General features: G+C 52.9%; 13 protein-coding genes and 1 tRNA gene. 8 read left to right on the top strand and 6 right to left on the bottom strand.

Translation table 11 applies throughout. The features are described from left to right. Window positions 1-83 precede the first annotated feature (83 nt). Window positions 84-869, top strand: a complete 786-nt coding sequence (trpA, locus tag ACM67E_RS07520) for a tryptophan synthase subunit alpha (protein ID WP_416190844.1) — start codon at window positions 84-86, stop codon at window positions 867-869. Between the two features lie 56 nt (window positions 870-925). Continuing rightward, window positions 926-1,801 (top strand): acetyl-CoA carboxylase, carboxyltransferase subunit beta, encoded by an 876-nt coding sequence (gene accD / locus ACM67E_RS07515; protein ID WP_416190843.1) that lies wholly within the window; start codon window positions 926-928, stop codon window positions 1,799-1,801. Window positions 1,802-2,061: 260 nt separating this feature from the next. On the opposite strand, the gene ACM67E_RS07510 is transcribed toward accD, so the two are convergent. The 5 genes from ACM67E_RS07510 to leuC all read right to left on the bottom strand — a co-directional run bounded on the left by ACM67E_RS07510 (window position 2,062) and on the right by leuC (window position 5,894). Continuing rightward, window positions 2,062-2,529, bottom strand: coding sequence for a YhcH/YjgK/YiaL family protein (locus ACM67E_RS07510; RefSeq protein WP_416190842.1), 468 nt, complete (start codon window positions 2,527-2,529; stop codon window positions 2,062-2,064). 53 nt (window positions 2,530-2,582) lie between these two features. Further along, window positions 2,583-3,383 carry a cation transporter gene (locus ACM67E_RS07505; protein WP_416190841.1) on the bottom strand — a complete coding sequence of 267 codons (801 nt, stop codon included), beginning with the start codon at window positions 3,381-3,383 and terminating at the stop codon, window positions 2,583-2,585. 153 nt (window positions 3,384-3,536) lie between these two features. Then, on the bottom strand, window positions 3,537-4,175 hold the full coding sequence (gene leuD / locus ACM67E_RS07500) for a 3-isopropylmalate dehydratase small subunit (RefSeq protein ID WP_416190840.1): 639 nt from the start codon (window positions 4,173-4,175) through the stop codon (window positions 3,537-3,539). A gap of 63 nt (window positions 4,176-4,238) precedes the next feature. Next, a complete protein-coding gene (locus tag ACM67E_RS07495; protein WP_416190839.1) occupies window positions 4,239-4,370 on the bottom strand; it encodes an entericidin A/B family lipoprotein in 132 nt (43 codons plus the stop codon). Window positions 4,371-4,478: 108 nt separating this feature from the next. Then, window positions 4,479-5,894, bottom strand: a complete 1,416-nt coding sequence (gene leuC / locus ACM67E_RS07490; protein ID WP_416190838.1) for a 3-isopropylmalate dehydratase large subunit — start codon at window positions 5,892-5,894, stop codon at window positions 4,479-4,481. A 347-nt stretch (window positions 5,895-6,241) separates the two neighbouring features. Between leuC and gyrA the strand changes: the two genes are divergently transcribed. Continuing rightward, window positions 6,242-9,031, top strand: a complete 2,790-nt coding sequence (gene gyrA / locus ACM67E_RS07485; protein ID WP_416190837.1) for a DNA gyrase subunit A — start codon at window positions 6,242-6,244, stop codon at window positions 9,029-9,031. Window positions 9,032-9,152: 121 nt separating this feature from the next. Continuing rightward, a complete protein-coding gene (locus ACM67E_RS07480) occupies window positions 9,153-9,956 on the top strand; it encodes a GIY-YIG nuclease family protein (protein ID WP_416192754.1) in 804 nt (267 codons plus the stop codon). A gap of 92 nt (window positions 9,957-10,048) precedes the next feature. Here ACM67E_RS07480 and ACM67E_RS07475 read toward each other — a convergent pair whose 3' ends face one another. Then, window positions 10,049-10,657, bottom strand: a complete 609-nt coding sequence (locus tag ACM67E_RS07475; protein WP_416190836.1) for an NUDIX hydrolase — start codon at window positions 10,655-10,657, stop codon at window positions 10,049-10,051. 142 nt (window positions 10,658-10,799) lie between these two features. On the opposite strand from ACM67E_RS07475, the gene ACM67E_RS07470 reads away from it, so the two are divergent. From ACM67E_RS07470 to ACM67E_RS07455, 4 genes are all read left to right on the top strand, one after another. After that, on the top strand, window positions 10,800-12,668 hold the full coding sequence (locus ACM67E_RS07470; RefSeq protein WP_416190835.1) for a hypothetical protein: 1,869 nt from the start codon (window positions 10,800-10,802) through the stop codon (window positions 12,666-12,668). Window positions 12,669-12,733: 65 nt separating this feature from the next. Continuing rightward, the gene (locus ACM67E_RS07465) at window positions 12,734-13,318 is read left to right on the top strand and encodes an outer membrane lipoprotein LolB (RefSeq protein WP_416192753.1); all 585 of its coding nucleotides are present in this window, start codon (window positions 12,734-12,736) and stop codon (window positions 13,316-13,318) included. Window positions 13,319-13,329: 11 nt separating this feature from the next. Continuing rightward, the gene (gene ispE, locus ACM67E_RS07460; protein ID WP_416190834.1) at window positions 13,330-14,208 is read left to right on the top strand and encodes a 4-(cytidine 5'-diphospho)-2-C-methyl-D-erythritol kinase; all 879 of its coding nucleotides are present in this window, start codon (window positions 13,330-13,332) and stop codon (window positions 14,206-14,208) included. Next, window positions 14,187-14,262: transfer RNA gene (locus ACM67E_RS07455), tRNA-Gln, on the top strand. The genes ispE and ACM67E_RS07455 overlap by 22 nt, the downstream gene beginning before the upstream one ends. Window positions 14,263-14,273 lie beyond the last annotated feature (11 nt).

Raw genomic sequence — 14,273 nt, 5'->3', positions numbered from 1 at the left:
TGTCTATTTCCCAAGTGGCGATGTTATACTTAAGCGGTTATTGATTTGCACTATGCAGCATCTTCGCTGAACATGAGAACAAGATGAGCCGAATCCAGCAGACTTTTGCCGATTTGAAGGGCGGTAAAGCCCTGATTACTTATATCACCGCGGGTGATCCCGATACCGGTACGACGCTTTCACTGATGCACAGCCTGGTGGAAAACGGAGCCGACATTTTAGAATTGGGTGTTCCGTTTTCCGATCCGATGGCTGACGGCCCGACCATCCAACGCGCCGCCGAACGTGCCTTAAAAAATCATTTTTCGCTCAAGGATGTGTTGGACGTAGTGCGCCGTTTCCGCGAAACCGATACCGTTACGCCGGTGGTGTTGATGGGTTATCTCAATCCGGTTCACAAAATGGGCTATGAAGTATTTGCCCAAGCCGCCGCACAAGCAGGGGTGGACGGTGTACTGACCGTGGATTCACCGGTGGAAACGATAGAGCCGCTGCAAAAAGCACTGCAATCGCAGGGTATCGACTGTATTTTTCTGATTGCCCCGACCACGACCGAACAGCGCATTCAGACCATCGCCGGACTGGCCGGCGGCTTTGTGTATTATGTTTCCCTCAAAGGCGTGACCGGTGCCGCCAGCTTGGATACCGATGAAGTTTCGCGTAAAATAGAGCTTTTGCGTAAATATATTGATATTCCGATTGGTGTCGGTTTCGGCATCAATAATGCCGAAAGTGCGCGCAAAATCGGCGCGGTTGCCGATGCCGTGATTGTCGGCAGCCGCCTTGTCAAGGCAATCGAAGACAACCCCGGCCGCGAAACAGAAGCGGTCGGCCTATTGGCGAAAGAGTTGAAAGCCGCCATCCGTTAAGTCAGACGCAGGCCTGAAAATCAAAGGCCGTCTGAAAAATCCCTTAGGAGTCATCCATGAGTTGGTTAGATAAAATCCTGCCACCCAAAATCAAACGCGACAGTACCGAAAACGCATCTTCCACCGTACCGGAAGGCTTGTGGCACAAATGTCCGTCTTGTGCGGCGACCATTTACTCTTCCGAGCTGAAACAAAACGACATGGTCTGCACCAAGTGCAATTACCACAATCCTTTGTCTGCGCGGGAGCGTTTGAACCTTCTGCTGGATGAAAACAGCGGTGAGGAAGTCGGTGCTCATGTGAAACCGACCGACCCGCTCAAGTTTAAAGACAGCAAAAAATACCCCGACCGCCTGAGTGCCGCAAAAAAACAAACCGGCGAAGATGATGCCATGGTGGTGATGAAAGGTACGTTAAACGGCCTGCCTGTGGTGATTGCCGCGTTTGAATTCCGTTTTATCGGCGGTTCGATGGGTTCGGTGGTGGGCGAGCGTTTCGTACAGGGCGTGCGCCGTGCCGTGGCCGATAATTGTCCGTTTATCTGTGTGGCCGCTTCTGGCGGTGCGCGTATGCAGGAAGGAGTTAACTCTTTGATGCAGATGACGAAAACCAGTGCTGCGCTGCATTTGCTGACTGAAAAAAGCCTGCCGTTTATTTCCGTGCTGACCGACCCGACGATGGGCGGCGTATCGGCCAGCTTTGCTTTCTTGGGCGATGTGGTTTTGGCCGAACCGAATGCATTAATCGGTTTTGCCGGCCCGCGCGTGATTGAGCAGACCGTGCGCGAAACTTTGCCGGAAGGCTTCCAGCGTGCCGAATTCCTGTTGGAAAAAGGCGCGATTGACCAAATCGTTGACCGCCGCGACATGAAACAGCGGATTTGCGATTTGATTACTTTGCTGACCCGCCGTGGCAAAATTGCCGCTGCGTAAAATGTCATCCATCGGCAAAGTGTAACGTCTTGGGAAAACAAAAAGGCCGTCTGAAAAATGATGATTTTTCAGACGGCCTTTGTTTGGCCTGCTCATGTAATTGACCGTAATCCGGTTTATTTTTCAAGTCTTGGAAAGTGTATAGTGAACTAAAATAAGAAATCTATTTCGTTGGCTTCGGCTTGTCGTACTCTTTGTACTGTCTGCACCTTGCCTCCTTGTCTCTTTCTCATTTTATTTCACTATATATTTCAGACGGCCTAAAAAGACATGCGTGTGTCTGTTGTGCGGATTTTAAAGACGGCTTTGCGGATGGTTTGCTCGCTGCCGACCAAAGGTGCGTGGCCGTCATTCGGGAAGAACAATACAAATTCGCCCGGATGAATATCCAGCCAGACTTCAGGTATGCAATCAAAAAATTCAATATCTTTTTCTTCTTGATAGCCTAAACCGTTTTTCAGACGGCTTCTGTCTGTCCAACCATAAGTTTCAACGCCGCTGATGGGAACTTGGATGTCGATGTGTTTGATATGCGCTTCAGGCTTGGCATCTTCTCGTGAGCGCATGGCCTCTTCGCCGACAAACAGGCGGATATTGGGATTGCCGCAAGGGTATTGTCCGTCGGGAAGATTAGGAAAATCCAGACTTTGCAGCAGACGGACGGCATCGGTGAAGTCGGGGTGCAAGGCCGAATATCGGCCGGCATTGGCTATGGTGTCGGTAATCATGGCGTAATGAATATTGAACGTGAATGAGTGGTTTCAGACGGCCTTTTGCTTCTTTACTGTTTGGCAATCTGCAAAATTTTAACCGCGCCGCGTGCCACTAAACCAAACACAATCAGGCCGATAATCAGGTCGGGATAGGCGGAACGGGTCAGCAGCGTCAGGATGCCGGCGGTAATCACACCGAGATTCACAATCACATCGTTAGACGTAAAAATCATGCTGGCCTGCATGTGCGCTTCGCGGCTTCTGCTTTTTTGCAAAAGGTAAAGGCACAAGGCATTTCCGGCTAAAGCCAGTAGCGAAACGCCGATCATGACTTTGAAATCGGGCATGCCTTCCCAGCCGAAGAAGCGGCGGAACACTTCGATAAAGCCCCAAACAGCTAAGGCAAGCTGCAAATAGCCGGCTGCGTGTGCGGTCAGCTTTTTGCGTGCGGCGGTGGTGCCGACGGCAAGCAAAGCCATGCCGTATACCAAGCTGTCGGCCAACATGTCCAAACTGTCGGCCAATAAGCCCATCGAGCCGGCCAGCCAGCCGCTGACGGATTCAAAGACAAAAAAGAACAGGTTAACCGCCAGGACTTGCCAAAGCAGGGTACGTTCTTTGTTGTCTTGCGGGTCGCCCGGAAGCGGGTCTGCGGTAGATTCGCTGCTTTCCAAGCGGGCATCGAAATTGAGCGGTAGCAATACCTGTAGAATTTTATCGGCGCTGCCGTGGTGGTAGGCGGTCATGCGGCGGTTGGGAATATCGAAGTCCAATGCGCGTATGCCTTCAACCGCAGAGAGCTTCATCCGAATCATTTGTTCTTCGGAAGGACAATCCATTTTTGCGATATGGAAAATACTTTTCTGCATCAGGGCAACCTGTTTTCAGACGGCCTGTCCGTTTCCGGGATGGCGTATCGATGGTTTTCAAGATAGAAAGCCGCCATCTGTTCGGGCGGCATGGAGAAGGGCAGTCAGGCATTAATCGGGTAAACATACGCAGTGTTTACCCGCAGCCGGTTGTCAGTTATAAAGCCACGGTTGCGCAGCCTTGCGTTTTTCTTCGAAGGCTTTGATTTCGTCGGCGTGCTGCAGGGTGAGGCCGATTTCGTCCAAACCGTTGAGCAGGCAGTGTTTGCGGTGTTCGGTAATGTCGAAAGTGAACACATCGCCGTTGGGTGTGGTAACGGTTTGTGCTTGCAGGTCGATGTCGAGTGCATAGCCTTCTTGAGCTTCGACTTCTTTAAACAGTTGGTCAACCTGTTCTTCGGTCAAGACAATCGGCAGCAAACCGTTTTTGTAGCAGTTGTTGAAGAAAATGTCGGCAAACGACGGGGCGATGACGGCGCGGAAACCGTAGTCGTCCAATGCCCACGGCGCATGTTCGCGTGATGAGCCGCAACCGAAATTTTTACGCGTGAGCAAAACTTGTGCACCTTGATAGCGGGGCTGGTTGAGCGAGAAGTCGGGATTGAGCGGGCGTTTGCTGTTGTCCATGCCCGGTTCGCCGTGATCAAGATAACGCCATTCGTCAAAAGCGTTCGGGCCGAAGCCGCTTCGTTTGATGGATTTAAGAAACTGTTTCGGAATAATGGCGTCGGTATCGACGTTGCTGCGGTCAAGTGGGGCAACGAGGGCTGTGATTTTAGTGAATGCTTTCATACTGGTACTTTCTTTCGGAAAAATGCCCCTGCAAAATAAAGCAGTTGCAGGGGCATTGCGTTTTTATTGTGCGCGGTCGGCAGCGCTTTCCAGTTTGTCGCCGGCTTTGGAAACGTCTTTACCGAAGCCTGATACGGTGTTGCAGGCAGACAAAATCAAAACGGCGGCAATGGCGGCCAATACGGTTTTTTTCATGGTGAACTCCTTCTTATTTAAAGTTGAAAGCACAGTCAATCACTGCGCTTCATATCATGCCAAACTTTGCCGGAAAAGACAAATCCAATGTTTCAGACGGCCTTCGGTTTAAGAGGTCTGGAGGCTGCGCACATCGATAAATCGTCCGTTGACCGCCGCCGCCGCCGCCATGGCAGGGCTGACCAGATGAGTCCGCCCGCCGTTACCCTGACGGCCTTCGAAGTTGCGGTTGGAAGTCGAAGCGCAGCGTTGTTGCGGTTCCAAGCGGTCGGCGTTCATGGCCAGACACATCGAGCAGCCCGGTTCGCGCCATTCGAAACCCGCATCGATGAAGATTTTGTCCAAGCCTTCGCGTTCGGCCTGTTCTTTTACCAAGCCCGAGCCGGGTACGATCAATACGCGCTGAACGTTATCGGCTTTTTTGCGGCCTTTGGCCACTGCCGCCGCTTCACGCAGGTCTTCGATGCGGCTGTTGGTGCAAGAGCCGATAAATACGATATCCACCGGAATTTCGTTCAGCGGCGTATCGGCTTGCAAACCCATGTATTCCAAGGCGCGTTCCATGCCGCTGCGTTTGACTGGATCGGTTTCGTTGGCGGGATTCGGTACTTTGCCGTTGATGTCCAGAACCATTTCGGGCGAAGTACCCCAAGTGACTTGCGGCTCGATGTCTTCGGCTTTGAAGCGGTAAACCTTGTCGAACTGCGCGCCTTCGTCGGAAACCAGCGTGCGCCAGTATTCCACGGCTTTGTCCCACGCTTCGCCTTTTGGCGCGAAAGGTCTGCCTTTGACATAATCGATGGTTGTCTGGTCAACCGATACCATGCCCGAACGTGCGCCGGCTTCAATCGCCATATTGCACAAGGTCATGCGGCCTTCCATCGACAGGCTGTGGATGGCCTCGCCGTCGAATTCGATGGCATAGCCCGTGCCGCCTGCGGTACCGATTTGACCGATGACGTACAAGGCCACATCTTTAGCGGTTACACCCGTTTTCAGACAGCCTTCCACCGAAATCAGCATGGATTTGGACTTTTTGGCGGTAATGCATTGGGTCGCCATGGTGTGTTCGACTTCGGACGTACCGATTCCGTGCGCCAACGCGCCGAACGCGCCGTGGGTGGAGGTATGCGAATCGCCGCAGACCACGGTCATGCCGGGCAGCGTCGCGCCCTGTTCGGGACCCATGACATGAACGATGCCCTGGCCTTTGTCCATAAACGGAAAATAGGCCAGCGCGCCGAATTCCTTGATGTTTTTGTCCAAAGTATCCACTTGCAGCTTGGAAATCGGGTCTTGGATGCCTTTGTCCCAATCGCCGGTCGGCGTATTATGGTCGGCGGTGGAGACCACGCTGTCGATGCGCCACAATTTGCGGCCGGCCATTTTCAGCCCTTCGAAAGCTTGCGGGCTGGTCACTTCATGCACCAAATGGCGGTCGATATAAAGCAGAACCGTGCCGTCTTCTTCTTCACGGACGACGTGGCTGTTCCAAAGTTTGTCGTAGAGGGTTTGTGCGCTCATGGTATGGTTCTTTTAGTAGGATGTTATGATGAAAACGGTTGATATGGTTTTGAGGATATTAGACGCATTGCCCCGTAATTGCAACTTATTTTGTCTAATTTTTTGCTTGAGGCCGTCTGAAAAATCAATTTCCAGAATATTTTTAGACAATTTGTAGAATTTTGAGCGATTGGGGTAACGGTTTACGAAAGGGTTGGTTACGGTTTACGCATATGCGTATATTGGATTTGAGGCCGTCTGAAAGTTTTTCAGACGGCCTGTTGTCGAAATTGCGTTTGCCGTTGGGAGACGGTGTGGTTTTGTGGTAGAATCATGCCCAATTATTGCCATTGGAAATACTGGAAATCATGACCGACGATACCATCCGCAACGACCACAAATTCGCCCTTGAAACCCTGCCCGTCAGCCTTGAAGACGAGATGCGCAAAAGCTATCTCGATTACGCCATGAGCGTGATTGTCGGCCGCGCGCTGCCCGACGTGCGCGACGGTTTGAAACCCGTGCACCGTCGCGTTTTATATGCCATGCACGAGCTGAAAAACAACTGGAATTCGGCGTACAAAAAATCGGCGCGTATCGTCGGCGACGTCATCGGTAAATACCACCCGCACGGCGATTCGGCGGTTTACGACACCATCGTGCGCATGGCGCAGGATTTTTCGATGCGCTACATGCTGGTCGACGGTCAGGGCAACTTCGGTTCGGTGGACGGCGACGGTGCGGCGGCGATGCGTTACACCGAAATCCGCATGGCGAAAATCGCCCACGAAATGCTGGCGGACATCGAAGAAGAAACGGTCAATTTCGGCCCCAACTACGACGGCAGCGAACACGAGCCGCTGGTGTTGCCCACGCGTTTTCCCGCGCTGCTGATTAACGGCTCCTCCGGCATCGCCGTGGGCATGGCCACCAACATCCCGCCGCACAATCTCACCGACACCGTCAATGCCTGTCTGAAACTTCTGGACGAACCGGAAACCGACATCGACGAACTCATCCGCATCATCCAAGCCCCCGATTTCCCCACGGGTGCGACGATTTACGGCTTGGGCGGCGTGCGCGAAGGTTACAAAACCGGCCGCGGCCGCGTGGTGATGCGCGGCAAAACGCACATCGAACCCATCGGTAAAAACGGCGAACGCGAAGCCATTGTCATCGACGAAATTCCCTATCAGGTCAACAAAGCCAAGCTGGTGGAAAAAATCGGCGAACTCGTGCGCGACAAGGTTTTGGAAGGCATTTCCGATTTGCGCGACGAGTCCGACAAATCCGGTATGCGCGTCGTCATTGAGCTCAAGCGCAACGAAAACGCCGAAGTCGTTTTGAATCAATTATATAAACTCACCCAGCTGCAAGACAGCTTCGGCATCAACATGGTTGCGCTGGTCGACGGCCAGCCGCGCCTGCTCAATCTGAAGCAGATTCTCGCCGAATTCCTGCGCCACCGCCGCGAAGTCGTTACCCGCCGCACCCTGTTCCGCCTGAAAAAAGCGCGCCACGAAGGCCACATCGCCGAAGGCAAAGCCGTTGCCTTGTCGAACATCGACGAAATGATTCAGCTCATCAAAGAATCTGCCGACGCGCCCGAAGCCAAAGAAAAACTGCTTGCCCGCCCGTGGCAGTCCGGCTTGGTGGGCGAAATGCTCTCGCGCACCGATTTGGACATGCAGATGGCGCGTCCCGAAGGTTTGCCTGTCGGACTCGGCCTGCAAAGCGGCGGTTACTTTTTGAGCGAACTGCAAGCCGACGCCATCCTGCGCATGAGCCTGCGCAACCTGACCGGTCTCGATCAGGACACCATCGTCAACGACTACAAAACCATCATGGCGCAGATTATTGATTTCTTAGACATTCTCGCCAAACCCGAGCGCATCACCACCATCATCCGCGAAGAATTGGAAGAAATCAAAACCAACTTCGGCGACGAACGCCGCAGCGAAATCAACCCCTTCGGCGGCGACATCGCCGACGAAGACCTGATTCCCCCGCGCGAAATGGTCGTAACGCTTACCCACGGCGGCTACATCAAAACCCAGCCGACTACCGACTACCAGGCCCAGAGGCGCGGCGGACGCGGCAAACAGGCTGCCGCCACTAAAGACGAAGACTTCATCGAAACCCTGTTCGTTGCCAACACGCACGACTATCTCATGTGTTTCACCAACTTCGGCAAATGCCACTGGATTAAAGTCTACAAACTGCCCGAAGGCGGCAGAAACTCGCGTGGCCGCCCGATTAACAACGTCATCCAGCTCGACGAAGGTGAAAAAGTCAGCGCGATTCTGGCCGTGCGCGAGTTCCCAGAAGACCAATACGTCTTCTTCGCCACCGCACAGGGCTTGGTGAAAAAAGTACAACTTTCTGCGTTCAAAAACGTGCGCGCGCAAGGTATTAAAGCGATTGCCTTGAAAGAGGGCGATTATTTGGTCGGCGCGGCGCAAACCAGCGGTTCGGACGACATCATGTTGTTCTCCAATTTGGGTAAAGCCATCCGCTTTAACGAATATTGGGAAAAATCGGGTAACGACGAAGCCGATGATGCCGACATCGAAAACGAAGAGGGTATCGAACTTTCAGACGGCCTGAACGACGATGAAAACGCCGAGGGTGGCGAGGTCGCAGTCATTAGCGGCAAACACGGCGTACGTCCGAGCGGGCGCGGCAGCGGTGGTTTGCGCGGTATGCGTCTGCCTGCCGACGGTAGAATCGTCAGTCTGATTACGTTCCCGACCGAGTGCGAACAAGGCGCGCTGCAAGTATTGACCGCAACGGCCAACGGCTACGGCAAACGCACGCCGATTGCCGATTACAGCCGTAAAAACAAAGGCGGTCAGGGCAACATCGCCATCAACACCGGCGAGCGCAACGGTGATTTGGTGGCGGCGACTTTGGTGGACGAGACCGACGATTTGATGCTGATTACCAGCGGCGGCGTGTTGATTCGTACTAAAGTCGAGCAAATCCGCGAAACCGGCCGCGCGGCTGCGGGTGTGCGTCTGATTAATTTGGACGAAGGCGAAACGCTGGTAAGCCTGGAGCGCGTGGCCGAAGAGCCGGAAGTGGATGCGGCGGAAAGCGACGCGAGTGAAGTCGCGGAGCCGGTTGCCGATATTGAAAACGGTTCGGTTGAAGAGTGATTTAAAGACATGATGTGATGTCTTTTTGAGGCCGTCTGAAAAGTTCTGTACCTTTTCAGACGGCCTTTTAGCGGTTGTCATCGGGGGTTGGGAAAAGGGAGATGTTTTGGAACAAGGCTGGGTGTATATATTGACCAATCGGGGAATGCCCCGTTTGATTAAAATCGGCTTTACGAAAAACCTGCCGCAGGAGCGGGCGCGAGAATTATACGGAACGGGCGTGGCTTATCCGTTTGAAGTAGCCTATCAGGTATGTTGCTATCACTACCGGCAGGTGGAACGTGACGTGCATGCCGGGCTGGATGGAAAACGTGTCAATGACGGTCGCGAATTCTTTGCCTGTCCGGTAGATGAGGCTGCAGAGATGATTCGCCGGTGTGCCGGAAACAATCTGATTTCGGCACAAGATTGCCGTAGTGGTGAAATTCGGTCGGGTGTGCGTGTGGACAGGCCGTCTGAACAGATGGGGTTTCAGACGGCCTCTGCCGATTGGCGGATTCGTCATTATCTTTTCGGCGGCGGATTGGTGTCGGCAGCGGTGTTGTTGTGTTGGCTGTGGTTTGTTGCGGCAGGTGAGAAAGGTTTGTCTGCTGGAACACAACAAGCCGAAGGTTATACTGCAAGCAAAATCGGTGCGGAAGACATCAATATGCGTGAGTGTCCGTCAACCGAATGCGGGGCGGTTTCCGTGTTGCCGGCCAATCAGAATATCCGAATCAAGCCTGACACGCGCACGGCGAAAAATTGGGTCTATGCCGAGTTTCACGGCGATGTGTGTTATCCCGAAAATTATACGAGAGGGCAGAGCTGCCGTTCGTGGGCGCGGAACAATATTGTCGAAGGTTGGGTATATGCGGATAATTTGGCCGGACAGAAGACAAAACCGGCCAAGCAGTCGGATTCGGCGTTCGATTCGTTGTTTTGATGAAGAAAAATTTGCACTGCCTGATAAATACGGTTTGGAGAAACGTGTCTGAGGCAGAGGATTTGCCAAGGTTCAAAGGCCGTCTGAAATCATTATTTTTCAGACGGCCTTGCGGTATATTGCCGGTAACGTTCCGCCAGGCCGTAAAGAATCAGGGCGGTCAAGCCCCAAATGTCGTAATGCTGAAAAGGCAGAGCCGGCGTGCAGATGGTTCTGCCTTGGTACTGCAATTCGCGCATTTCATAATGCCCGAGATTCATGATGAAATCGAAGGGTACGTAAAATACTTCGTCCACCTCGTCGGGATTGATTCGGATGGCCGGGCTGGCGGTGCAAAGTGCGGGAACGGGATGCACTTCGTAACCTGAAGGCGTGTAGTGCGGCGGCAGGGCGGGGAAGGTTTGCCAAGTCTGCGGCGGGATGCCGACTTCTTCGTGTGTCTCGCGCAAGGCAGTTTGCGTCAAATCGGTGTCTTGCGGTTCGCGGCGGCCGCCTGCCAGAGAAATTTGGCCGGTGTGGTGTTTCAACAGTCCGGAGCGGCGGGTAAACAATACCTGCCATTGCCGGTCTTTTTTCACTACCGCCAGCAATACCGCGGCGACTTTGAATTCCGCAGGGTTGATAAAACGGTTGCGCAGGTTTTGCGTGCGGCTGTCGAACTCATGGGCGCGCAGGAGGAAATCGGAAAGGGAAGGATTCATAACGGTATCGGTAAAGTGTTTGAGAGATTATATTACATTAGGTTTACGGTTGCTTGAATCTACAAATCAGGCGGCTTGTGATAAAGTTATGCCTAAACTGAAGGCCGTCTGAAAGCGCGGCTTGCGACATAAAGGAATTGTTATGTTTTTTGTCCCTTCCCGTATCCGTGCCGTGGCTGCTGCGGTAGTGGTGCTGTTTGCGGCGGACGGTTATGCGGCCAATGAAATCAAAGTTCCCTCTAAGGGAGAAAAAGAAGTCAACCGGCTGATTCAGAAGAAAAGCCGCTATACGTCTGAAGAGCGTGAAGCGGAACGTCAGCGGCGCATGGGTGTGATTGACCGCACCAATACCGTATTTACCCTGTTCGGCGGCGAAATGGCCTTGCAGAAAGGCGATGCGGGTACAGCGTTGGCAACTTATATGGTTTCGCTCAACCGCACCAAATCGCCGGAAGTCGCCGAGCGCGCGCTGGAAATGGCAGTCTCGCTCAACGCGTTTGAGCAGGCTGAAATGATTTATCAGAAATGGCGTGAAATCGAGCCTGTGCCGGGGCCTGCGCAACAACGCATGACATGGGTACGCAATCTGCTTATGGGACATGCCGACCAGAAATTAAGCGGTTTGGATGAAGTGTTGCGCAACGCTACGGAAGAACAAACCCAGCGTATCTTCCTGTTGCTGGCGCAAGCGGCAGTGCAGCAGCAGGGGCTGGCGGCCAGAGCCGGTAAAGAAGTGCACAAGGCCGCAGCAAAATATCCGGATATGCCGGAAGCGGCGATTGCCGATGTGATTTTCAGCGCACAAGAAGGCAGCGAACGCAACGCGGTGGCAGCCATGCAGCGTTTGGCCAAGTTGGACGCGGAAATTCTGCCGCCGACGCTGCTGACCATGCGTTTGGTGGCGCAACGCCACCCACAGATACTGAACCGCTTTTTCGACAAAACCGACACCGCCGATTTATCGCCGATGTGGCAGGAGTTGGAAATCAGCAGCCTGATTGCCTCCCGGCAGCCGGATAAGGCTTATACGCGTTTGCAGCAATTGCTGGCGGCCAACCCGAATGCGGATCTGTATATTCAGGCGGCCTTGTTGTCGGCCAACCGCAAAGAAGACGTTTCGATTACCGACAATTATCTGGAAAAAGCCTACAACACCGGCACACGCGAGCAGCAAGGCCGTGCGGCGATTGTCGGTGCCATGCGTTATGCCGATATGAAAAACTATGCCGGAGCGAAAAAATGGGTCAATAGGATCAGTGCATCGGAATATGTCTTTGACCAAGCGGTATTGAGAGCATCGATTGCTGCCGAGGAGGGCGATATGGCGGCGGCTTTGGCCGAAGCGCGCCGTGCCGAAAAATTGCCCGAGCAGCAGGGACGCTTTTTCGGAGCCGCAGAGTTGCAGCGCGTTTATCTGTTTGCCTTGGCACAAAGCGGCAAACCGCAAACTGCACTTGCGGAATTGAATAACATCATGGCAAAAGCCGCCAAGCAGCCGGATGCGGCCGAACGTTTGCCGGATATTCTGTATCAGCGTGCGATGGTTTATGAAAAATTAGGCCGCCATCAACAAGCCGTTGCCGATTTGCGCCGCTATAACGATTTGAATCCCAATAGTGCCGCAGGGATGAATGCATTGGGCTACACCTTGCTGGTGATGCCCGATGGCAAACAATATTTTGACGAAGCCTTCAGGCTGATTCAGACGGCCTACCATTTAGAGCCCGAGTCTGCCGCCATCAACGACAGCTTGGGTTGGGCATATCACCTGAAGGGCGATTCTCAGGTGGCATTGCCGTATTTGGAATACGCCTATCGCGAGTATCCCGATGCCGAAGTCGCTTCGCATTTGGGTGAGGTATTATGGCAGTTGGGGCAGCAAGAACAAGCCAAAAGGATTTGGCACGAAGGTTTGCAGAAAGAAGGCGACCAAGCCTTGCTGAAAGCGACCATGAAGCGCTTTGGCGTGGCCGTACCGCGTACGCAGCAACCTGTCCGTAAAGCAAAATAAACGATAGGCCGTCTGAAAAGATGAATGTTTTTCAGACGGCCTGATGAAAGTGACTCGGAGTAATGATGAAGTTTAAATTATATCTTTCTACCTTAGCAGTAGCGGTATTGGCCGCTTGTGCGCAACCTGATATCCCGCAGCAAGCGGGCTGGCCGGAAGCCGAAAATACGGGCGACTTTACCGCAGACGGCCGCTTGGCGGTAAAAGTCGAGGGGAAAGGTTCGTATGCCAATTTTGACTGGGCGTATCAAAACCAAGTGCAGACCATTAATGTGAATACGCCTTTGGGTAATACCGTAGGGCAGTTGTGCCAAGACAGGCAAGGTGTGTTGGCGGTGGACAGTAAAGGGCAGGTTTACCGCGCGCAAACCGCAGGACAATTAAGTCAGCAGCTGCTGGGCTTTGAGCTGCCGGTGCAATACCTGCATATCTGGGCAAACGGCAAACGCGTAGCCGATGCACCGTATCAGTTACTTTCAGACGGCCGTTTGCAGCAATTCGATTGGGTAGTCAGCCGTACAGTCAATCAGGCAGGACAGCCGCGTATACTGTTGCTGGAAAATGCAAAATTGAGCGTGCGGTTGGTGTTCGACGAAATGGATACCAATCCTGAAGCAAGCGTGCAACAGCAATGTGCCGCCCGTGGCTAAGAGGAGGCCGTATGAACATTGCCCAGCAGGCGCAAGCCTTTCCTGCGCCCGCCAAGCTGAATTTGGATTTGCGCATTACCGGACGCAGGGCAGACGGTTATCATGAGCTGGAAAGTATTTTCTGCATGGTTGGTTTATACGACACCGTTTATTTGGCTTTGCGTGACGACGGTAAAATTGTGTTACACACGCCGGTCGAAGGTGTGGCGCCCGAGCAGGATTTAACTTACCGCGCGGCTTCAGCTTTAAAAAAACATACCCGATCCGATGGCGGCGTGGATATTTGGTTGGAAAAAAATATCCCTATGGGCGGCGGTTTGGGCGGCGGCAGTTCGGATGCGGCCACGGTTTTGCTGGCCTTAAACCGTTTATGGCAATGCGGGCTGAATGAGCAGCAGCTGATTGATTTGGGGGTACGGTTGGGAGCGGATGTTCCTTTTTTTATTTTTGGCAGAAATGCTTTTGCACGGGGCGTGGGCGAAAAATTGATTGAAATAGAAGTGCCTAAACAATGGTATGTCATTGCCAAGCCCGATGTGCATGTTGCCACGGCCAAAATTTTTGGTCATGCAGACTTGACACGGGATTCCAAACCAAGCATAATCCCTGCTTTCCAAGCATTACAGCCATTTCGCAATGATATGCAGGCGGTGGTATTTCAGGAATATCCTGAAGTTTGGGAAGCTTATGTTGAAATGTCGAAGTATGGAAAAGCGCAGATGACCGGTTCCGGTGCCTGCGTGTTTGTACCTTGCGATAATCAGCAGGAAGCGGAAAATATATACCGGCAAGTTTCCAAAATATATGAAGCATATAATGTTGAGGGGTTGAATATCCATCCTTTGTTTCATGTATCAAGTGAAATTACTGGGGAGTCGTCAAGCGGTTAAGACACTGGATTTTGATTCCAGCATGCGAAGGTTCGAATCCTTCCTCCCCAGCCAATCACACCTTG

The organism is Neisseria sp. CCUG12390 (assembly GCF_047837985.1).
Taxonomy (GTDB): domain Bacteria; phylum Pseudomonadota; class Gammaproteobacteria; order Burkholderiales; family Neisseriaceae; genus Neisseria.
This window is presented reverse-complemented; position numbering and strand designations above follow the sequence as displayed.